Annotated in this window: 21 protein-coding genes; 12 read left to right on the top strand and 9 right to left on the bottom strand. The window is 71.5% G+C overall.

The features are described 5' to 3' along the window. The first annotated feature begins 129 nt into the window (after positions 1-129). Positions 130-1,074, top strand: a complete 945-nt coding sequence (locus tag ACIRQ9_RS11905; protein ID WP_404170322.1) for a glucosyl-3-phosphoglycerate synthase — start codon at positions 130-132, stop codon at positions 1,072-1,074. An 82-nt stretch (positions 1,075-1,156) separates the two neighbouring features. After that, the gene (locus ACIRQ9_RS11900) at positions 1,157-2,581 is read left to right on the top strand and encodes a trehalose-6-phosphate synthase (protein ID WP_404170319.1); all 1,425 of its coding nucleotides are present in this window, start codon (positions 1,157-1,159) and stop codon (positions 2,579-2,581) included. Between the two features lie 78 nt (positions 2,582-2,659). On the opposite strand, the gene otsB is transcribed toward ACIRQ9_RS11900, so the two are convergent. The 3 genes from otsB to ACIRQ9_RS11885 form a co-directional block, all read right to left on the bottom strand. Beyond that, positions 2,660-3,508 carry a trehalose-phosphatase gene (otsB, locus tag ACIRQ9_RS11895; RefSeq protein ID WP_404170317.1) on the bottom strand — a complete coding sequence of 283 codons (849 nt, stop codon included), beginning with the start codon at positions 3,506-3,508 and terminating at the stop codon, positions 2,660-2,662. Between the two features lie 105 nt (positions 3,509-3,613). Next, positions 3,614-3,847 (bottom strand): DUF3263 domain-containing protein, encoded by a 234-nt coding sequence (locus tag ACIRQ9_RS11890; protein ID WP_404170314.1) that lies wholly within the window; start codon positions 3,845-3,847, stop codon positions 3,614-3,616. A 17-nt stretch (positions 3,848-3,864) separates the two neighbouring features. Beyond that, entirely contained in the window at positions 3,865-5,115 is a 1,251-nt protein-coding gene (locus tag ACIRQ9_RS11885; protein ID WP_404170312.1) for an extracellular solute-binding protein, read from the bottom strand. A 142-nt stretch (positions 5,116-5,257) separates the two neighbouring features. On the opposite strand from ACIRQ9_RS11885, the gene ACIRQ9_RS11880 reads away from it, so the two are divergent. Next, entirely contained in the window at positions 5,258-6,199 is a 942-nt protein-coding gene (locus ACIRQ9_RS11880) for an ROK family protein (RefSeq protein WP_404170309.1), read from the top strand. Next, complete coding sequence (gene nagA / locus ACIRQ9_RS11875) at positions 6,199-7,425, top strand: N-acetylglucosamine-6-phosphate deacetylase (protein ID WP_404170306.1); 1,227 nt, start codon at positions 6,199-6,201, stop codon at positions 7,423-7,425. The genes ACIRQ9_RS11880 and nagA overlap by 1 nt, the downstream gene beginning before the upstream one ends. 68 nt (positions 7,426-7,493) lie before the next feature. Here nagA and ACIRQ9_RS11870 read toward each other — a convergent pair whose 3' ends face one another. Continuing rightward, positions 7,494-8,159 (bottom strand): DUF4097 family beta strand repeat-containing protein, encoded by a 666-nt coding sequence (locus tag ACIRQ9_RS11870; RefSeq protein WP_404170304.1) that lies wholly within the window; start codon positions 8,157-8,159, stop codon positions 7,494-7,496. A gap of 228 nt (positions 8,160-8,387) precedes the next feature. Here ACIRQ9_RS11870 and ACIRQ9_RS11865 point away from each other — a divergent pair, with 228 nt between their 5' ends. Together ACIRQ9_RS11865 and ACIRQ9_RS11860 are read left to right on the top strand one after the other, a co-directional pair. Then, positions 8,388-9,104 carry a helix-turn-helix domain-containing protein gene (locus ACIRQ9_RS11865; RefSeq protein WP_404170301.1) on the top strand — a complete coding sequence of 239 codons (717 nt, stop codon included), beginning with the start codon at positions 8,388-8,390 and terminating at the stop codon, positions 9,102-9,104. Positions 9,105-9,180: 76 nt separating this feature from the next. Next, a complete protein-coding gene (locus ACIRQ9_RS11860) occupies positions 9,181-10,110 on the top strand; it encodes a 1-phosphofructokinase family hexose kinase (protein ID WP_404170298.1) in 930 nt (309 codons plus the stop codon). Here ACIRQ9_RS11860 and ACIRQ9_RS11855 read toward each other — a convergent pair. Both ACIRQ9_RS11855 and cdgB read right to left on the bottom strand, forming a co-directional pair. Then, positions 10,107-11,066: a carbohydrate-binding protein gene (locus ACIRQ9_RS11855; protein WP_404170295.1), complete on the bottom strand. Its 960-nt coding sequence runs from the start codon at positions 11,064-11,066 to the stop codon at positions 10,107-10,109. The genes ACIRQ9_RS11860 and ACIRQ9_RS11855 overlap by 4 nt on opposite strands. Positions 11,067-11,184: 118 nt before the next feature. Beyond that, on the bottom strand, positions 11,185-12,834 hold the full coding sequence (cdgB, locus tag ACIRQ9_RS11850) for a diguanylate cyclase CdgB (RefSeq protein WP_404170292.1): 1,650 nt from the start codon (positions 12,832-12,834) through the stop codon (positions 11,185-11,187). Positions 12,835-13,153: 319 nt separating this feature from the next. Between cdgB and ACIRQ9_RS11845 the strand changes: the two genes are divergently transcribed. Continuing rightward, positions 13,154-13,726, top strand: a complete 573-nt coding sequence (locus tag ACIRQ9_RS11845) for a flavin reductase family protein (RefSeq protein ID WP_404170289.1) — start codon at positions 13,154-13,156, stop codon at positions 13,724-13,726. Between the two features lie 135 nt (positions 13,727-13,861). Here the strand turns inward: ACIRQ9_RS11845 and arfB are convergent, their stop codons facing one another. Next, positions 13,862-14,290, bottom strand: a complete 429-nt coding sequence (gene arfB, locus ACIRQ9_RS11840; RefSeq protein ID WP_404170286.1) for an alternative ribosome rescue aminoacyl-tRNA hydrolase ArfB — start codon at positions 14,288-14,290, stop codon at positions 13,862-13,864. A gap of 181 nt (positions 14,291-14,471) precedes the next feature. Between arfB and ACIRQ9_RS11835 the strand changes: the two genes are divergently transcribed. Then, entirely contained in the window at positions 14,472-15,047 is a 576-nt protein-coding gene (locus ACIRQ9_RS11835) for a TerD family protein (protein WP_404170283.1), read from the top strand. A 67-nt stretch (positions 15,048-15,114) separates the two neighbouring features. Here the strand turns inward: ACIRQ9_RS11835 and ACIRQ9_RS11830 are convergent, their stop codons facing one another. Further along, positions 15,115-15,333, bottom strand: coding sequence for a DUF397 domain-containing protein (locus ACIRQ9_RS11830; protein WP_404170280.1), 219 nt, complete (start codon positions 15,331-15,333; stop codon positions 15,115-15,117). Then, entirely contained in the window at positions 15,330-16,175 is an 846-nt protein-coding gene (locus tag ACIRQ9_RS11825) for a helix-turn-helix domain-containing protein (protein ID WP_404170278.1), read from the bottom strand. The genes ACIRQ9_RS11830 and ACIRQ9_RS11825 overlap by 4 nt, the downstream gene beginning before the upstream one ends. Positions 16,176-16,303: 128 nt before the next feature. Between ACIRQ9_RS11825 and ACIRQ9_RS11820 the strand changes: the two genes are divergently transcribed. The 4 genes from ACIRQ9_RS11820 (at position 16,304) to ACIRQ9_RS11805 (ending at position 19,090) form a co-directional block, all read left to right on the top strand. Next, entirely contained in the window at positions 16,304-16,750 is a 447-nt protein-coding gene (locus ACIRQ9_RS11820; RefSeq protein WP_404170275.1) for an ATP-binding protein, read from the top strand. Positions 16,751-16,967: 217 nt separating this feature from the next. Then, positions 16,968-17,822, top strand: a complete 855-nt coding sequence (locus tag ACIRQ9_RS11815; protein ID WP_404170272.1) for a helix-turn-helix domain-containing protein — start codon at positions 16,968-16,970, stop codon at positions 17,820-17,822. 146 nt (positions 17,823-17,968) lie between these two features. Then, positions 17,969-18,496, top strand: a complete 528-nt coding sequence (locus ACIRQ9_RS11810) for a GNAT family N-acetyltransferase (protein WP_404170269.1) — start codon at positions 17,969-17,971, stop codon at positions 18,494-18,496. A gap of 93 nt (positions 18,497-18,589) precedes the next feature. After that, complete coding sequence (locus ACIRQ9_RS11805; RefSeq protein ID WP_404170898.1) at positions 18,590-19,090, top strand: hypothetical protein; 501 nt, start codon at positions 18,590-18,592, stop codon at positions 19,088-19,090. The last annotated feature ends 26 nt before the right edge of the window (positions 19,091-19,116 follow it).

The raw sequence follows: 19,116 nt of genomic DNA, 5'->3' as shown, positions 1-19,116 counted from the left end.
CAGGACATGCGATGGTCATCGGCGTTGTTCAAGACTGTAACCGAAGGCCAGGACAGTTGAGATAGTCGTCCGAACCGCGAGATGGGTCACACCCCGCAGTGTGATCGTGACAGTGAGGAGCCGCTGACTGTGCTGGAAGAAGTCGAGCGCTGGCTGGCCACCCGCTCCTGGTCCATGAACGAACGTCCGCTGCACCGGATACTCGCCGCCAAGCAGCGCACCGGTCAGACCGTCTCCGTCGTGCTGCCCGCGCTCAACGAGGAGGAGACGGTCGGTGACATCGTCGCGATCATCCGCCACGACCTGATGCGGCAGGCGCCGCTCGTCGACGAGGTCGTGGTCGTCGACTCCGGTTCCACCGACCGTACGGCGGCGGTGGCCGCGGCGGCCGGCGCCCGGGTCGTGCACCGCGACATGATCCTGCCGCGCATCCCCGCCGTCCCCGGCAAGGGCGAGGTGCTCTGGCGCTCGCTCCTGGTCACCACCGGGGACATCGTCTGCTTCGTCGACGCCGACCTGCGGGAGTTCTCCTCCGACTTCGTCACCGGCATCGTCGGCCCGCTGCTGACCGACCCGGACGTGGACCTGGTCAAGGCGATGTACGACCGCCCGCTCGCCGGTTCGGCCGGACAGGGCGGCCGGGTCACCGAGCTGATGGCCCGCCCGCTGCTGAACATGCACTGGCCGCAGCTGGCCGGGTTCGTCCAGCCGCTCGGCGGCGAGTACGCGGCCCGCCGCTCGCTCCTCGAACAGCTCCCGTTCCCGGTCGGCTACGGCGTGGAGCTGGGCATGCTGGTCGACGCCCTGCACCTGGTCGGCCTGGACGCCCTGGCCCAGGTCGACGTCGGCGTGCGCAAGCACCGACACCAGGACGGCCAGGCCCTCGGCCGGATGTCCGCCGCGATCTACCGCACCGCCCAGCTGCGGCTGGCCCGCGGCCATCTGATCCGGCCCGCCCTGACCCAGTTCGAACGGGGCGAGGACGGCTTCGAACCGCGCACCTACTCCGTGGACACCGAGGAACGGCCGCCGATGGCGGAGATCACCGAGTACGCCGAACGCCGGGTGGCGTGACTTCGCCGTACGGCCGTATACCGCGGCGGGTCGGACGTGACCGCACGTTTGAGCGTTTCCGGGCCGGGCTAGGTTGAGGCGTATGTCTTCCACCGGCGGTGCTGAGGTGCTGGTCGCGTCCAATCGCGGCCCGGTTTCGTACGAGATGCGCGACGACGGTTCGCTGCACGCCAAACGGGGCGGCGGCGGCCTGGTCTCGGGCCTGTCGGCGATCGGGCCGGACGCGGACGCGGTGTGGGTCTGCGCGGCGCTGAGCGACGGCGACCGGGAGGCGGTGCGGCGGGCCGAGGGCGGCCGGCTGCCGGCCGGGGACACCGGCGGGCAGCAGGTCAGGATGCTCGACATCGCCCCGGACGTGTTCTCGGACGCGTACAACGGCGTCGCGAACTCGGTGCTCTGGTTCGTCCACCACATGCTGTACCAGACCCCGTTGGAACCGGTCTTCGACGCGGAGTTCCGGCACCAGTGGGCGTCGTACCAGGCCTACAACCAGGCGTTCGCCGAGGCGCTGGCGCAGGAGGCGGGCCAGGGCGCGGTCGTCGTCATCCAGGACTACCACCTGGCGCTGGCCCCGCGGATGCTGCGGCGGCTGCGGCCGGACCTGCGTATCGGCCATTTCTCGCACACCCCGTGGGCGCCGCCGGACTACTTCCGGCTGCTCCCCGACGACATCGCGGCGGAGCTGCTCGGCGGGATCCTGGGCGCGGACCACGCGGCGTTCCTGACCCGGCGGTGGGCGGACGCGTTCGTGGCCTGCTGTCACGCGGTGCTGGGCCCGGGGATCCCGGCGGCCGGTGAGACCCGGATCGGGGTGCACGGGCTGGGGGCCGACGCGGAGTTCCTGCGGAAGCGGTCGCACGAACCGGACGTGGAGGAGCGGATGCGGGCGCTGCGGGAGGAGATCGGCGAGGGCCGCCGGACGATCGTCCGGGTGGACCGGACCGAGCTGTCGAAGAACATCGTGCGGGGCCTGCTGGCCTACCGGCAGCTGCTCGACGACCACCCCGAGTGGCGGGAGCGGGTGGTGCACGTCGCGTTCGCGTATCCGTCGCGGCAGGACCTCGCGGTGTACCGCGACTACACGGCCGAGGTGCAGCGGGTCGCCGACGAGATCAACGCGGCCTACGGGACGCCCGGCTGGACCCCGGTCGTGCTGCACGTGAAGGACGACTTCGCCCGGTCGCTCGCGGCCTACCGACTGGCCGACGTGGCGCTGGTGAACCCGATCCGGGACGGCATGAACCTGGTGGCCAAGGAGATCCCGCTGGTCTCGGACGCGGGGTGCGCGCTGGTGCTCTCGCGGGAGGCGGGGGCGTACGAGGAGCTGGGCGAGGACGCGGTGGTGGTGAACCCCTACGACATCGGTGGGACCGCCGGTGCCTTGCAGGAGGCGTTGACCATGGGGGACGAGGAGCGGGCGGAGCGGTCGAAGCGGCTGGCCGCGGCGGCGACCGCGTTGCCGCCCGCGGCTTGGTTCCTTGAGCAGTTGGCGGCGTTGCGGGGCTGAGTTCCCCGGCCGCGGGCCGGTGGGGGCTCGGCGCGCAGTTCCTCCCCCGGCCTCCGGCCGGGGGCACCCCCGGCGCCCTTACGGGGCGCTCTGCTCGGCCAGTGCTTTCAGGAGGCGGACGACTTCCTCCGGGCCGTCGACCACCAGGTCGGCCCGGTCGGCGAGTTCCGTGACCTCCGCGCTGCCGCTGCACACCAGCAGGCCCGGGACGCCCTCCCCGCGCAGTTTCTCCACCGCGGCGAAGGCCGGGATGTCGCCGAGGTCGTCGCCGGCGTAGAGGATCGCGCCCGCGCCGATCTCCCGTGCGTAGGCGCGCAGGGCCACGCCCTTGTCCATGCCCGGCGGGCGGAGTTCCAGGACCAGGCGGCCCGGTTCGACGATCAGGCCGTGCCGGGTGGCCAGGTCGGTGAGCGGGGCGCGCAGGGCCTCGAAGGCGGCCTGCGGGTCCTCGGCCCGGCGGGTGTGGACGGCCACGGCGTGGCCCTTGTCCTCGGTCCAGGTGCCGTGCGCTCCCGCGGCGTCGATGACGGCCGGGAGTTCGGCGCGGACGGCGGCGATGCCGGGGTGCGCGGGCGGGGCGGTGAGTTCGCCGGTGGCCGCGTCCCAGCGTTCGGCGCCGTAGTGGCCGAGGACGACGAGGTGGTCCAGGCCGGGCACGCCGGCGAAACCGCCGTAGCGGACGGCGATGTCGGTGGGGCGGCCGGTGATGACGGCGACGGAGGCCACCTTGGGCGCGAGGGCGGCGAGGGCCGGTACGGCGTCCGGGTGCGCGCGGGCCTGCTCGGGATCGGCGACGATCGGCGCGAGCGTCCCGTCGAAGTCGAGCCCGACGAGCGCGGAACGCGGCTGCGAGAGGAGTGCGGCAAGACCTTCGCGGCCGGCGGCTGTGCGAGGCGTCGGAAGGGGTTCCGTGGAGTGGGTGCCCATACCGCCGACAGTATCGGAGCGTCCTCAAGGGGCGCTGGGGGCGCCTCCGGCCGGAGGCTGGGGGCGGAACTGCGCGACAGGCCCCCACCGCCCCGCACGTACCCCCTACCGCTCCGACCGCCGCCCCTCCCGCACCCGCCGCAGCCTGTTGACCGTCACCGGGTCGTGGGCCAAGGCCCGTTCGTCGTCGAGGAGGGCGTTGAGGAGCTGGTAGTAGCGCACCGGCGCCAGGTCCAGTTCCTCACGGATCACCCGTTCCTTGGCGCCGGGGCTCGGAAAGCCCCGGCGTTCCAGGGCGAGGATCGCCTGCTCGCGTGCGCCCAGTTCTTGCCGGTCCATGCCGAGAACCGTAGCGCTCAGCCCGTCTTCGCACGGCTGTCGGCCGCCGTCGCCTCGGACTGGAGCCGGGTGAGCACGCCGGTCGGGTCGCCGGTGGAGGCGACCGCGGTGCCGATCTGCTTCTTGACGTCGGCGCTGACCGCGGCCCACGAGGTCTTGCCCGCCGGGTACAGCTCGGAGGTGGGCAGCTGTTCGAGGAAGGGCCGGAGCTGCTTGTCCTGCGCTCGCGAGGAGTCGGTCATCGTCTGGGAGGCGGACGTGGTGACCGGGAGCAGGCCGTACTCGCGGGAGAAGTCGAGGACGTTCTTCTCGCTGTAGACGTAGTCGAGGAAGTCGCCGACCTGTTCGGCGTGCCCGTTCTGCTTGAAGGCCGCCATCCAGTCGGTGACGCCCATGGACGGCGTGCTGGTGGTCTGGCCGGCGCGGGACGGCATCGGGACGGCCCCGAACTTCACGCCCTTCTTCTCAGCCTGCTTGATGAGCGTGGGGTGGCCGTTGAGCATGCCGACCTGTCCGTCGGCGAAGGCCGCGAACGCCGTGGCCCGGTTGAGCCTGCCGGGCGAGGTCGGTCCGGTCAGGCCCTTGCCCACCAGCTCGTCCTTGAGCCAGGTGAAGGTCTCGACGTTCCGCGCGGAGTCGATCGTGTAGGTGCCGATGTCGTCGGTGTAGCCGCCGCCTCCGCTGAGCAGCCACTGCATGGTCTCCGCCTGGGCCTCCTCGGAACCGAGCGGCAGGGCGTACGGGTACGTGACGCCGTGCGCCTTGAGGGCCTTCGCGTCGGCCGCGAGGTCGTCCCAGGTGGCGGGCGGGGTGATGCCGGCCTCGGAGAAGAGGGTCTTGTTGTAGAAGAGGACACGCGTGGACGCGGCGAAGGGGATGCCGTACTGCGCGTGGTTCCACTGGCCCGCCTCGGCGAGCTGGGAGGGGAAGTCGGCCTGGACCGGGATGGAGAGCAGGTCGCCGGCCTCGTACAGGTCGCCGGCGGCCGCGTAGTCGGCGTACGCGCCGATCTGTGCCAGGTCGGGCGCGTCGCCGGCGGCGACCATGTTCTTGACCTTGCGGTCGACGTCGTTCCACGAGTAGACGCTGACGTCGACCTTCACATCGGGGTGCTGGGCCTCGTAGTCCTTGGCCAGCCGGTCCCAGTACTTCTGCGAGCTGTTGGCGGCGGAGTCTCCGTAGTCTGCTGCGACGAGTCTGAGGGTGACGTCCGAGGATCCGGTCGTCCCACAGCCACCAAGAACCGCCGTCATGCCCGTGGCGGACATCACCGCGATCATTCCTGCCCTACGCCGCCGCACGTGTACTGCCCCTGTTCCAACTGTGTCGCTGTTCAATATGTGGACCCATAAGGTCTACACCACGCAAGTGGACTAGACCTCTTGAGGGTCGGAGGGCCACACTGTTCCCGTGAGACATGTCATCGCCCTGGACGTGGGCGGCACCGGAATGAAGGCCGCGCTGGTCGGGCCGGACGGCGAGCTGCTCCACCAGGACCGCAGGGCGACCGGCCGCGAGCGCGGGCCCGACGCCGTCGTCGCCGCCATCCTTGACTTCGCCGCCGACCTGCACGCCGAGGGCGAGCGCCGGCTCGGCGAGGGCGCGGCCGCGGTCGGCCTCGCCGTGCCCGGCATAGTCGACGAACCGAACGGCGTCGCGGTCTTCTCGGCCAACCTCGGCTGGCGCGACGTACCGCTGCGCGCCGTGCTCGCCGACCGCCTCGGCATCCCGGTCGCCCTGGGCCACGACGTGCGCACCGGCGGTCTGGCCGAGGGGCGGCTCGGTGCGGGCAGGGGCGCGGACCGCTTCTTCTTCGTGGCGCTCGGCACCGGCATCGCGGGCGGCTTCGGTCTGGACGGCCGGGTGGAGCCGGGCGCGCACGGCTTCGCGGGCGAGGTCGGCCACATCGTCGTACGGCCGCAGGGTGTGCCGTGTCCGTGCGGGCAGCGCGGCTGTCTGGAGCGATACGCGTCGGCGGCCGCGGTGAGCGAGGCGTGGGCCGCCGCCACCGGCGATCCGGACGCGGACGCGGCGCAGTGCGCGCGGTCCGTCGCGTCCGGTGACCCGAACGCCGTCCGGGTGTGGGAGGAGGCGGTGGCCGCCCTGGCCGACGGGCTGGTCACGGCCCTCACCCTCCTGGACCCGCGGGTCCTGATCGTCGGCGGCGGCCTCGCGGAGGCCGGCGACGTGCTGTTCGAGCCCCTGCGGGAGGCCGTGCGGAGCCGGGTGACCTTCCAGAAGCTGCCGGCGATCGTCCCGGCGGCGCTGGGGGACACGGCGGGGTGTCTGGGGGCCGGGCTCCTCGCCCAGGACCTGCTGACTACGACTACAACTGCGGAGGTAATGCCCTGATGGCTGCCAACGAGCGCGACGACAGCGCCCCGTCAGGGGCGCGGGGAACTGCGCGACCAGCCCTCACGCACCCGCGCCTCGGGACGCACGGCCTGGTCCTCGACGGCGCCCGGGTAGTCCTCCCGACCGGAGTGGTCGAAAGCGGCCGTGTCGCGGTCGACGGCACCCGCATCGCCGCTCACGCCCCCGAGAACGCCGAGATCCTCGACGTCACCGGCCACTGGCTGCTCCCCGGGTTCGTGGACATCCACAACCACGGCGGCGGCGGCGCCTCCTTCAGCTCCGGTACCGCGGAGCAGATCCTCACCGGCGTCCGCACCCACCGCGCGCACGGTACGACCACCCTCGTGGCCTCCACCGTCACCGACGACATGGACGTCCTCGCCCGCCAGGCCGGCCTGCTCTCGGAGCTGGCCGAGCAGGGGGAGATCGCCGGTGTCCACTTCGAGGGACCGTTCATCTCGCCGTGCCGCAAGGGCGCGCACTCCGAGGCGCTGCTGCGCGACCCGGACCCGGCGGAGGTCCGCAAGCTGCTCGACGCGGCGCGCGGCCAGGCCAGGATGGTGACGCTCGCCACCGAACTGCCCGGCGGCATCGATTCGGTACGGCTGCTAGCCGAGCACGGCGTCATCGCCGCCGTCGGCCACACGGACGCGACGTACGAGCAGACGGTCGAGGCGATCGACGCGGGCGCCACCGTCGCCACCCACCTCTTCAACGCGATGCCGCAGATCGGCCACCGCGCTCCCGGCCCGATCGCCGCCCTGCTGGAGGACGAGCGGGTGACCGTCGAGCTGATCAACGACGGCACCCATCTGCACCCGGCCGCGCTGCAGTTGGCCTTCCACCACGCGGGCTCCGGCCGGGTCGCGTTCATCACGGACGCGATGGACGCGGCCGGCAGCGGCGACGGCCGCTATCTGCTGGGCCCGCTGGAGGTCGAGGTCACGGACGGGGTCGCCCGGCTGGTGGAGGGCGGGTCCATCGCCGGCTCCACGCTCACCCTGGACCGCGCGCTGCGGCGGGCGGTGACCGTCGACCGGCTGCCCGTGGAGCACGCCGTGGCCGCGCTGTCCGCCAACCCGGCGCGCCTGCTGGGCCGTTACGACCGGATCGGCTCCCTGGAGCCCGGCAAGGACGCCGACCTGCTCCTTTTCGACGCCGGCTTCACGCTGAAGGGCGTGATGCGGCAGGGCGCCTGGGTGGTCGTACCCGAACTGGGCTGACGCGGCGGGCCCCGCCACCCGGATGCGGTGGCGGGGCCCGTTCGCCGTCGTGGGCGGCACGGATCCGCTCAGAGGCCGCGGGCGGTGATGTCGCCGCGGGCGGTGGTGGCGCGGATGTCCAGCTCCGCGGTGCCGTCGTTCCTGAGGGAGTTGCCGACGCGGCCGTAGCCGGTTTTGGCGTCCAGGGTGGCCGAGACGCCGGCGGCGGCGCCGACCGAGATGTCGCCGTCCTCGGTGCGGAGCACGACCGTGCCGCGCACCGCCTCGGCGATCCGGATGGCGCCCCTGGCGGTGCTGATCTCCGCGGGGCCGCCCAGCCGGCCGATCTCGATGTCGCCGTCGACCGCGGTGAGGCGGACGCCCGCGGCCTCGTCGATCTTGATCCGCCGGTAGGCGCCGTCGAAGTCCAGGTCACCGAGGCGTCCGACGCCGCGGAGTTCGGCGCCGGAGGCGCGGACCTCGACGCGGGAGCCCGCGGGGAGCTGGACGGTGACCTCCACGGACCCGGACGGTCCCAGAAGCCTGCCGCCGGAGGCCGCGGCCTCGATCCGCAGGACACCGTCGGCGTAGCTGACGCCGGTCTGCTCGGCGGCCTTGACGTCACGGTTCCTGGCGGGGTCGGCGGGCCGCACCTCGACGGTGGTGTCGGCGCGGTCCGCGGCGATGAGCTGGACCCGTCCGGCGGGGATCTCCAGGACGGCGGAGACCGGGGCGGTGGTGTCGAACTTCTGCATCGTGCTCTCCTGTCGCTCTCTGTTTCCGATGAATGAAAAGCTACGTTGCGTTCACGACTTCGGCAATGTACTTGATGCCATGGATTGAAGGACACGCAGATCAATGGCCCTATTTCATTGCACTCATCATCGAGGTGAACGCAACGCACCTCTCGCATCGTTGCAATGGACTGGAGCCGAACGCTACGGTGGGAGCGACAGGGACCCGTACGGACGAAAGAGGACGCGATGCCGGGAGGCAGGCTCACCCAGCAGGAACGCCGCCAGATCGCGCAGGGGCTGGCCGACGACCTCGCCTACGCCGAGATCGCCCGCCGCCTCGACCGCCCGACCTCGACGGTCACCCGCGAGGTGCTGCGCAACGGCGGTCCCGCCGGCTACCGGGCCGACCAGGCGCACCGCGCCACCGAGCGCCGCGCCCACCGCAGCAGGCAGGCCGCGCCCCGGGACGCCGGGGCGCCGGCGCCCGCCCACGGACGCGACCCGGAGGCCGTGCGCGCGTACGAGGAGACGCTGACCGGCGTCATGATGGCGTCGGGCATGACCGCGATGCCGGCCCGGGTGCTGGCGTCCCTCACCCTCGCCGACACGGGCAGCCTCACGGCGGCCGAACTCGTCGAACGTCTGCAGGTCAGCCCCGCCTCCGTCTCCAAGGCGATCGCGTTCCTGGAGAGCCAGGGGCTCGTCCGCCGGGAGCAGGGCGAGGGCCGCCGCGAGCGCTATGTCGTCGACGACGACATCTGGTACCAGTCGATGATGGCCAGCGCCCGGTCCACCGCCCGGATCGTGGAGATCGCACGGCAGGGCGTCGGCGTCCTCGTCCCCGGCACCCCGGCCGCCACCCGCCTGGAGAACATCGCCCGGTTCCTCGACTTCGTCAGCGAAAGCATCGCCCGAGCCGCGGAACAGGCCCGCGAGGTCCTCCACACCAGACCCGAACTGTAGGGCCTGCCTAGGCCGGTCGCCGTCTCTTTGGCATGATCAGGATTCCGATACGCACGGCGCGAGGGGGAGGTCGCCGATGATCCTCACGGTCACGCTGAACACCGCTCTCGACATCACCTACCGGGTCGGTGTCCTGCGCCCGCACACCTCGCACCGCGTCACGGACGTGACCGAACGGCCGGGCGGCAAGGGCGTGAACGTCTCCCGGGTGCTGGCAGCGCTCGGGCACGCGACGACGGTGACCGGCTTCGCGGGCGGGGCCACCGGACGGTCGGTGCGGGAGCGGCTCGCGGAGTCGGCGGGGGTGGTGGACGCGCTGCTCCCGGTCGCCGGGCCGACGCGCCGCACCATCGCCGTCGTGGACGAACTGTCGGGTGACACGACCCAGTTGAACGAGCCGGGTCCGCAGATAGCAGCCGCCGAGTGGGCTGCCTTCCTCGGTCGTTACGAGGAGTTGCTGCCCGGTGCCTCGGCGGTGGCGCTGTGCGGCAGCCTGCCGCCGGGAGTGCCGGTGGGGGCATACGCCGGGCTGATACGGACGGCCCGTTCCGCCGGCGTCCCCGTCCTCCTCGACACCAGCGGGGAGCCGCTGCGGCGCGGTGTGGCCGCCCGCCCGGACCTGGTCAAGCCGAACGCCGACGAGCTGGCCGAACTCACCGGCTCCCACGACCCGGCCCGCGCGACCCAGGACGCCCGCCGTCGCGGCGCCCGCGCGGTGGTCGCCTCACTGGGCCCACGGGGCCTGCTGGCGGTGACCCCGGAGGGCCGCTGGCACGCAACGCCTCCGACCCCGATCCACGGCAACCCGACCGGCGCGGGCGACTCGGCGGTGGCCGCCCTGCTCTCCGGCCTGGTCGAACACCTGCCGTGGCCGGACCGCCTGGCACGGGCCGTCGCCTTGTCGGCGGCGACCGTACGATCCCCGGCGGCAGGCGATTTCGACCGCCCGACCTACGAGAAGCTGCTCGACCAGGTCACGGTGACCGGCGGGACCACGACCGCCTAGTCCTTGTTCGTGTGCTTGCCCTGCCTCACCCACAGCTGGTCCAGCAGGATGTCGCAGCTGTCTCCGCTCTGGCAGGACAGGGAGATCGTGTTGGTGCCCTTGGTGAGGGTGGGATAGGTGTAGGACGTCGTCCAGGCCTTGGCCGGGTCGGTCTGGTGTGTGTAGTTCTGCAGCGAGAACTTGCTGCCGAACGCCTTGCCGTTGATGGACAGCGTCATGCTCGCGTCCTTGACGGCGCTGTAGTGCGCGAAGACGGTGTAGATGCCGTCCGACGGGATGCCGTTGACCGTCCAGGTGACGCCGGCGCCGGTCTGGTTGAAGTTCGTGACATAGATGCCGCCGTCGGCCTTGGCGCCCTGGATGTCCGAGGCCAGGCTCGCGCCGCCGTCCAGGCGCAGGGCCTTGGCGTCGACCGGTGAGATGTCACCGGACGCCGAGACCGAGCTGGTGCTCGACGGGGTGGAGGAGGGGGACTCGGACTGGGTCGGGGACGTCGAGGCGCCGGTGTTGGCCTTGTTGTCGTCGCCGTTGCCGTTCAGCATCGCGACGCTGATGCCTATGACGACCGCCGCGACCACCGCGATCGCGCCGATGAGCAGGCCCTTGGTGTTGGGGCCTCGGCCGCGGCCGGTGTTCTGCGGGGCCTGGCGGGAGGCCGGCGCGCCGCCCGGGAAGGTCTCCGGGGCCTGGTAGGCCGCGGACGGCGGCTGGCCGTAGCCGGCACCCGGCTGCTGCTGCGGGATGGTCTGACCGCCGTACGGCGGTGCCTGCGGCGCCTGCTGCTGGCCGCCGTAGGTCCGCTCGCCGACCGAGCGCACCCTGCTGACCGCGTTCGGGTAGCCGTAACCACCGGAGCCGGACGGCGGCTGGGCTCCTCTGGCCTGGCCGTCGGCGTACAGGTAGCCGAACGGGTCGTCGTCCTCGGGCGTGCTCGCGCCGTTGTCGCCGGGCGTCATCCCTTGGTACTCCTCAACAGGTGCGGGCGGATGCGGTACAGGTATTGAGAGTCGAGCGTACCCGGTCTGACTGAGCCAAACGGGTGACTCATACCGCATCAACGCGATGACCTGGGAGTCATCCCGCCCGGCGATGTTGTTTGGGACGAGATCGTTTCTCTACGTACATCCGCTCGTCAGCGGATTTCAGGACTTCGTCCGCCGTCATGCCGCAGTGCGCCCAGCCGATGCCGAAGCTGGCGCCCACCCGCACGGCCCGGCCCTCGGCCCGGATCGGCTGGATGATCTCGTTGCGCAGCCGTACGGCCAGGTCCTGGGCGTCGGCCTTGCCGAGTCCGTCGGCGAGGATCACGAACTCGTCGCCGCCGAGACGGGCCACGGTGTCGCCGTCCCGGACGCCCCGGCTCAGCCTGCGCGCGACCTCGATGAGAACCGCGTCACCCGCGTTGTGCCCGAACCGGTCGTTGATCGACTTGAAGCCGTCGAGGTCGCAGAAGAGCACCGCGAGCCCCTTCGCGCCGTCGTCGCGGCCCTCCTCGGGGGCGACGGTGTGCACGTGGTGGTCGTAGCCGTCGTACGACTGGGCCGACGCGGCGAAGTCGAAGCCGTGGCCGTTGACGTCGTAGGCGGGGTGGCCGTAGGCCGCGTCCAGGGACTCCAGGCCGTCGGTGTCGGCGCGGCGGCAGAGCCGGGAGGAGAGCCGGGAGCGCAGCTCGGCGGAGTTCGGCAGGCCGGTCAGGGAGTCGTGGGAGGCGCGGTGGGCGAGCTGCAGCTCGCGGCGCTTGCGCTCCTCTATGTCCTCGACGTGGGTGAGGAGGAAGCGGGGCCCGTCGGCCGCGTCGGCGACCACGGAGTTGCGGAGCGAGACCCAGACGTACGTCCCGTCCCGGCGGCCCAGGCGGAGCTCGGCGCGGCCGCCCTCCGCGGAGGTCCGCAGCAGGGTGCCGATGTCCTCCGGGTGGACCAGGTCGGAGAAGGAGTAGCGGCGCATCGCGGAGGCGGGGCGGCCCAGCAGGCGGCACAGGGCGTCGTTGGTGCGCAGTATTCGGCCGTGCTGGTCGCCGCCCATCTCGGCTATCGCCATGCCGGAGGGGGCGTACTCGAAGGCCTGCCGGAACGACTCCTCGCTGGCGCGCAGGGCCTGCTGCTCGCGCTCCAGCCTGACCAGCGCGCGCTGCATGTTGGCCCGCAGGCGTGCGTTGCTGATGGCGATCGCGGCCTGGAAGGCGTACATCTGCAGGGCCTCGCGGCCCCAGGCGCCGGGATGCCGGCCGTTGCGCGGGCGGTCCACGGAGATCACGCCGAGCAGTTCGCCGCAGGAGCTGCCGGATATGCCCGGCGTGTACATGGGGGCGAAGAGGCGGTCCGAGGGGTGCCACTCGTCCTCGAAGCGGGGCGCGGGACCGTCGGTGTACCACTGCGGCACGTCGTCGTCGTCGAGGATCCAGCCCTCGGTGTGCGGTATGAAGACGAGGTCGCCCCACTTCTCGCCCATGCCGAGCCGCCGGTCCCAGGAGTCGCGGGAGCCGACGCGGCCGGTGATCAGCGCCTCGGCGGCGGAGTTGCCGGAGAGGGCCGCGACCACGAGATCACCGTCGGGGCGCACGAGGTTCACGCACGCCATCTCGAACCCGAGGGCGGTGATCACACCGTCGGCGACGGTCTGCAACGTGTCCGCCAGGCTGCGGGCCGTGTTCATGTCGGCCATGACCTGATGCAGTTGTCGCAGGGACGCAAGACGGACGTAGGGTTCCGACTCGGTCTCCATGTTCGCCCTCCCCCCGAGACCTCGCAGCGAATCAAGGGTCTGCTTCGGCGCTACTTTCCCCCGCCACTGAATCACAGCGCGCTGCCCACTCGGTACACAGGGTCAACAATTAATGCCCCTTGTGACTCAAGTCACAGCAGAAGATGAGCAATTGCGTGGAGTTTCTGCGTTTTCCCTGTGCGTTTACCGAACACAGCCTTTGGGTGTGTGTGCACATGATGCACGTTACGAGCTTTCGGCACCCCGCCCTTGGTCCTAGGACCCGCCTCGGGCGGATGGCCGATGTCGGCGGACGGGGGCCGACACTAGCGTTTCGGATGTGCTGAAGACTCCCTCCCTCACCGCCGCAGAAGCCACCGGGCATGCTGTGGGGGTGAGCAACGATGTGTTCAAGGCGGCCCTGGCGCGGCTCGCCGCGGGCGTGGTCCTGGTGACCGCGCAGGAGCCGCCGCTCGATCCGGACGACCCGATGGCACCGGCGGGCGAGGACGTCGGCATGACCGCGACCGCGTTCGTGTCGGTATCCCTGGATCCGCCATTGGTGCTGGTCAGCCTGCGTACCGGTGCCCGTATGGACGACCTGCTGGACGAGCAGCCGCTGTGGGCCGTCTCCGTGCTCACCGAGAGCCAGCGGCACATCGCCGGCCGCTTCGCGATGAAGGGCCGCATCAGCGACCGGCTGCTCTTCGAGGACATTCCGTACACGCGCGGCGAGGCCACCGGCGCCCCGCTGGTCGGCGGCGCGCTCGCGACCCTGGAATGCCGTACCGAGCAGCGGGTGATCGCCGGTGACCACACTCTGGTGATCGGCCGCGTCCTGTCCGCGGAACTCCCGAGCACGGAAGGCGGACCGCTGTTGTATTTCCGGGGCCGTTACCGGCAGCTCGGATGAAACCGCGCGGTCTGTTTTTCCATTCCCTCGGGCACACATTCCGCGGGGGCCCAGGGAAAGGCGGAACCGCGGCGCGATGCGATCGCGAACGGAAAATTGCGGCGGGGATCCACCGGGTGGATCAGCCGTCGGCGACTACGACCAGTCGCGGCCGGAGCGCCCCCGTTTGGTGTCCGACCGCTGTTTCTTCTCCCGCAGGCGCCGTTCGTTGATGCCGCGGGGGATACGGGTCGGCGTGCGGGGCTTCGGCGGCGGCGCGGTGGCCTCGGCGAGGAGCGCCGCGAGGCGTACGGCGGCGGTCTCGCGGTTGCGCCACTGCGAACGGTGCTCGGACGCCCGTACGACCACCGAGCCGTCGACGAGACGGCCGGCCAGCCGGGCCAGCGCGCGTTCCTTCCAGACCGGGGGCAGCGCCGTGGTGTTCGCGAGGTCGAAGCGCAGCTCCACCTGCGAGTCACTGGTGTTGACGTGCTGCCCGCCCGGACCGGACGACCGCGAGAAACGCCAGTGGAGCTCGGCCTCGGGGAGCGAGACGGAGCCGCGGATGAGGTACGGACCGGACATGTCCCCATGGTCGCGCGGCTGACCGGCACACGTCACGCGATTATCCTCCGTCACCCGTTCGGTAAAGAAAGTAAAGCGAGATGGAACCTTCGGTACCCCTCGTGGCGTTCATACGGGTAGCTGTAGCTTCAAGCCCGTACGCCGCACGGCCGTACGCAGACAAGGGAAAGGACTCCCGACCATGGCTGTAAGCCTGTCCAAGGGTGGCAACGTCTCGCTCACCAAGGAGGCTCCGGGCCTGACCGCCGTCACCGTGGGCCTCGGCTGGGACGTCCGCACGACCACCGGCACGGACTTCGACCTCGACGCCTCGGCGATCGCGGTCAACCCGCAGGGCAAGGTCTACTCCGACGGCCACTTCGTGTTCTTCAACAACAAGCAGACCCCGGACAACTCGATCGTCCACACGGGCGACAACCGTACGGGTGAGGGTGCCGGCGACGACGAGGCGATCAACGTCAACCTGGCGGCCCTCCCGGCCGACATCGACAAGATCGTCTTCCCGGTCTCGATCTACGACGCGGAGACCCGCTCGCAGAACTTCGGCCAGGTGCGCAACGCCTACATCCGGATCGTCAACCAGGCCGGCGGCGCCGAGATCGCCCGCTACGACCTCTCCGAGGACGCGGCCACCGAGACCGCGATGGTCTTCGGCGAGCTGTACCGCAACGGCGCGGAGTGGAAGTTCCGCGCGGTGGGCCAGGGCTACGCGTCCGGCCTGGTCGGCATCGCCCAGGACTTCGGCGTCAACGTCTGACGACCGCTGCGCAGTGCGGGAGCCCCCGGTCGCGTGGGTCGCGGCCGGGGGCTCCTGGCGTCCGCCCTCAGATCACCGACGCCGCGTACGCCACGAAGGGGGCCCAGGCGGCGGGCGCGAGGGTGAGCCGGGGGCCGGGGGCCGTGCGGTACTTGGAGTCACGGACGTGGATGGTCGTGGGGGTGGGGGCTATTTCGAGGCAGGACTCTCCGTTGGTGCCGCCGCTGTAGCTGCTCTTGAACCACACCAGCTCGGCAGGCTCCACGGAGGAGGCGTTGCGGATCATGTCTCTCCCAGCAGTTGCTCAATAAAGGCCTGTGACTCCCGGGGAGGGAGAGCCTGCGCCCGGATGGTGCCATATTGCAGCTCAATGAGGCGAAGCTGTTTCGGGTCAGTGGTCGGTCGCCCGTTGAACACACCGTCTGCGCGTCCGACGGCCGTGCCGTCCGGGAACTTCAGCAACTCGATCCTGCCGTCCAGCCCTGGATGCGCGTCAGTGTTGGTCGGCATGACCTGAAGTGTGACGTGGTGCAATCGCCCTGCTTCCAGCAGCCGTTCAAGCTGCTGTCGCCACACCATTGTGCCCCCAACCGGCCGACGCAGCGGCGCCTCTTCTAGCACGAAGTGCATGGACGGAGCCGGGTCGCGCTCGAAAACTGACTGCCTGGCCAGACGCGCCGTCACCATGCGCTCGACGTCGTCCGGAGAGTAGGGCGGCTGCGCTGCGGAGATCACTGCTCGCGCATGCTCAGGCGTCTGCAGCAGACCAGCGATGATGTTGCACTCGTACAAGCCGATCTCAACGGCCTGCGCTTCCAGCTTGGCCAACTCCCGTACCTTCTTCGGGTACCGGACCCTCTTCACGTCCTCCCACATCGCCGAGACCTGGCCGCCCGCGCCCAGCACCTCGTCCGCCCGGTTCAGATACTCCTGGCGAGGGATCCGCTTGCCGCCCTCGACCTTGTAGACCATGTCCTCGCCGTAGCCGACGACCTCTCCGAACTCGGCGGCCCGCATCCCCGCCGCCTCCCGCCGCAGCTTCAGCTGACGCCCGACCGTGGCGACGACCGCCACGCCCCAGTCGTCGTCCGGGTCGACCTCCCAGCCCGGCTCGGTCACCTCGCTCATCCCACACCCCTCCGTGCCGTACGCCCGCGCCCGACAGCCAGGACAGCACCGGACAAGGTCCGGACAGTCACCGTACGCAAGGGCTTCGTCACTGTTCACGGTATGCAGGCCCGGCCACGCTGAGTGATGTGAACGATGAAATCTCCACCCCCGTCCGCAACATGAGCCTGCGGCTGTCGTCCACGCCGCGGGGCGCCCGCCTGGCCCGGCTGCTGGCCGCCGAGCAACTGCGCGCCTGGGGGCTGCCGCTGGACCCGGCGAGGCAGATCGTGGCCGAGCTGGCGGCGAACGCGGCGACGCACGGACGGGTGCCGGGACGGGACTTCGGGCTCGCGCTCTACGTCGTGGGAGGAACCCTGCGGATCGAGGTGACGGACACCCGCGGCGACCGCCCGCCGCACTCCCGGCCGCTCGCACCGGACGCCGAGTCCGGCCGCGGGCTGGTCCTCGTGGAGGCGCTGGCCGACAAGTGGGGCGTGGCGCCGGGTCTGTCGCCGCGCAAGACCGTGTGGGCCGAGATCGACGTGTCACCGAAGCCCGGAGACGCGGGCCGCGGTGCCCAGGGACGCCACTGACCAAGGAAGGAAACCGGGGAAAAGAACCCCACCAAGCCCCACCCCTCCCGCCCGCCGCCCGGCGTCACTCCCGCGAGTGAATATGCCCAACTCGACTGGCTTTGGTGCGGGTTGCGTGCCCTACGCTCAGCGCGACAGCAGCGAAAAAACTTCGGCCCCCGCCGGGACGGCAATCCCAGTGCGAGGGCCTGACCACCTAGGAAGCAACACCTTCCCGATGGATACGAAAAACCCTAGCGCGCCCTCGTGCGCCGAGCCCCGTGTTGCCACCAAGAAGCACCCGAATCGGGGGTCCGGCGGTCTCCTGCACGACAACGCCCGCCACACCTCCCACTTCGTGGTGATCGGCAACCACCTGGCGCAGCACCCCACCCTGTCGGCGCTCGCGATCGGCTTCGGGGTGCACATCCAGTCGCTCCCCAAGGGCGCCCGGGTCGACATCAAGAGCCTGGCGGCCCGTTTCCCGGAGGGCAGGGACCGTATCGCGGCCGCGCTGCGGGAGCTGGAGGCCGAGGGCTATCTGCGGCGGGAACGGGAGCGGATCGCGGACGGCCGGATCGTCACCCGTACGGTCTCCTGCAACCGGCCCGGCCACCGCGCCGGGCACCCCGAGGACGCGGCCCGGCCGAAGACGGCGGCGCGGGAGCCCGGACGGAAGAAGGCGCTGCCGCCCGTACCGGGTCCGGCCCGCTCCTCCCCCGCGCTCCTGCGGACGGCCGTCGACGTCCTCGCGGGACTTCGCCGCCACGACGCGCGGCTCATGCTGTCGGAGGCCGACACCGGGCATCTGGCGCCGGGCGTCATGGCGTGGCTGGAGCGGGACGTCACCCCCGCCGCCGTACGGCACGCCCTGACCGCCCGGCTGCCCGACGAGCCGCTCCACCGGCCCGCCGCCCTGTTGGCCCACCGGCTGGCGGACGGCCTGCCGCCACCACCGCCCTTCCGGGCCCCGGCCCCGCCGCCCGCCGCCCCCACCCGGGTGCGCAACTGCGACGGCTGCGACCGGGGCTTCCGCTCCGCCGAGCCGGGACTGTGCCGCGACTGCCGGAGCGATCCTCCCGAGGAGACCTAGCATGGAGGCGACGGTCCTTGCCCCTGGGCACAGACGACGAGGAGCGAGCGCCACGACCACTTCGTCCACGGCGAGGACGTCACCATCGGCGACTGGACCATCGCCACGGACGGTCTGCCCCGCTATCCGCCCGATAAGTTGCCCCCATGATCCTCGCCCCGCTCCCCCTCACCGCCGACCACGACATCCCGGCCCCGCTGCTCACCGAGCTGACCGCGCTGTACGCCTCGGACCGGGAGTTCCAGGCGCTCAGCGGTGACTTCCCCGACCCCGACGACATCCGGCCCGAGCAGGTGGCAGAAGCGCTCGCCGACGAGATGGTGAACCCGGACGTCGAGGTGCTGCTGGCGCGGGCCGAGGGCCGGCTGGTCGGCGTGGCGATCACGCTGGCCCGGCATCCCGATCCGGAGGACCCCGATCCGTGGATCGGGCTGCTGCTGGTCGACGCGGCGGCGCGGGCCCGCGGGTACGGGCGGCGGATCGCCGAGGGGGTCGAGGAGCGGTTCCGGGCGGCCGGACGGGACGCCGTGCGGCTGGCCGTGCTGGAGAACAACCCGAAGGGGTTCGCGTTCTGGACGGCCCTCGGGTACGAGGTGATCGGGTACCGTCCGGACCGGCGGCTCGGGCGGCCGTGCGCCGTCCTGCGCAAGGAACTGGGCGGGGCGAAGGGATGACCGGGGCGGCCCGCGCCGCCGTACGGCCGGTCCTCGCGCGGGGCTGACCGGGGCGCGCACGGGATGCCGGGACGCCATGACACCATCGACGACGTGCTCGACATCGGCTACGCCCTCTCCAACCGGTTCCCGGACCCGCCCCAGACCGACTACCGGCGGGTGGACGTCCACGCGCTGCGCCACGACCTGTTCTGCGGGGACGTCTACCTCGCCGACACCAAGGCGGACCGGGAACTGTCCACAGCCTGGGGATGGGTGCCGGTGCTCGACTTCGCGTGGGCGCTGTGCGACATCGTGGAGCGGATCGACCGCGACCCGGCGGGCTCCCGGGCCTCCCGGCCGCAGCGCGCGGAACTCGACTTCACCGAGTCCACCGACCGCATGCTCTTCGAGCGCCGCTTCGGCTGGGTGGACGTCGAGGCCGACTGGATGCCGGCCGAGGAGCCGGCGCTCACCTTCTCCCACACCGAACTGCGCCGCGAGGCACGGGACTTCCTGCACGACCTGATCGCCGACCTCACCGACATGCACGAGGGCCTGGCGGACAACCCGGCGATCTGGACGCTCCAGGCCCGGTTCCCGAGGGTGTCGTAGCCGTCCCGGACGGGTTGAACGACGTC

The organism is Streptomyces sp. NPDC101237, assembly GCF_044767465.1.
In the GTDB taxonomy this organism is placed as follows: Bacteria; Actinomycetota; Actinomycetes; order Streptomycetales; family Streptomycetaceae; genus Streptomyces; species Streptomyces gramineus.
Note: the sequence above shows the minus strand (reverse complement) of the source record. Positions and strands in the feature narration are given on the sequence as shown.

Excerpts from the sequence above, each read along its gene's own strand:
- ACIRQ9_RS11900 (WP_404170319.1), top strand. The coding sequence starts at position 1,157 with ATGTCTTCCACCGGCGGTGCTGAGGTGCTGGTCGCGTCCAATCGCGGC.
- arfB (WP_404170286.1), bottom strand. The coding sequence starts at position 14,290 with ATGTCCGGTCCGTACCTCATCCGCGGCTCCGTCTCGCTCCCCGAGGCC.
- ACIRQ9_RS11870 (WP_404170304.1), bottom strand. The coding sequence starts at position 8,159 with ATGCAGAAGTTCGACACCACCGCCCCGGTCTCCGCCGTCCTGGAGATC.
- ACIRQ9_RS11810 (WP_404170269.1), top strand. The coding sequence starts at position 17,969 with ATGATCCTCGCCCCGCTCCCCCTCACCGCCGACCACGACATCCCGGCC.
- nagA (WP_404170306.1), top strand. The coding sequence starts at position 6,199 with ATGGCTGCCAACGAGCGCGACGACAGCGCCCCGTCAGGGGCGCGGGGA.
- ACIRQ9_RS11865 (WP_404170301.1), top strand. The coding sequence starts at position 8,388 with ATGCCGGGAGGCAGGCTCACCCAGCAGGAACGCCGCCAGATCGCGCAG.
- ACIRQ9_RS11860 (WP_404170298.1), top strand. The coding sequence starts at position 9,181 with ATGATCCTCACGGTCACGCTGAACACCGCTCTCGACATCACCTACCGG.
- cdgB (WP_404170292.1), bottom strand. The coding sequence starts at position 12,834 with ATGGAGACCGAGTCGGAACCCTACGTCCGTCTTGCGTCCCTGCGACAA.
- ACIRQ9_RS11835 (WP_404170283.1), top strand. The coding sequence starts at position 14,472 with ATGGCTGTAAGCCTGTCCAAGGGTGGCAACGTCTCGCTCACCAAGGAG.
- ACIRQ9_RS11815 (WP_404170272.1), top strand. The coding sequence starts at position 16,968 with ATGGATACGAAAAACCCTAGCGCGCCCTCGTGCGCCGAGCCCCGTGTT.
- ACIRQ9_RS11885 (WP_404170312.1), bottom strand. The coding sequence starts at position 5,115 with ATGTCCGCCACGGGCATGACGGCGGTTCTTGGTGGCTGTGGGACGACC.
- ACIRQ9_RS11825 (WP_404170278.1), bottom strand. The coding sequence starts at position 16,175 with ATGAGCGAGGTGACCGAGCCGGGCTGGGAGGTCGACCCGGACGACGAC.
- ACIRQ9_RS11830 (WP_404170280.1), bottom strand. The coding sequence starts at position 15,333 with ATGATCCGCAACGCCTCCTCCGTGGAGCCTGCCGAGCTGGTGTGGTTC.
- ACIRQ9_RS11890 (WP_404170314.1), bottom strand. The coding sequence starts at position 3,847 with ATGGACCGGCAAGAACTGGGCGCACGCGAGCAGGCGATCCTCGCCCTG.
- ACIRQ9_RS11855 (WP_404170295.1), bottom strand. The coding sequence starts at position 11,066 with ATGACGCCCGGCGACAACGGCGCGAGCACGCCCGAGGACGACGACCCG.
- otsB (WP_404170317.1), bottom strand. The coding sequence starts at position 3,508 with ATGGGCACCCACTCCACGGAACCCCTTCCGACGCCTCGCACAGCCGCC.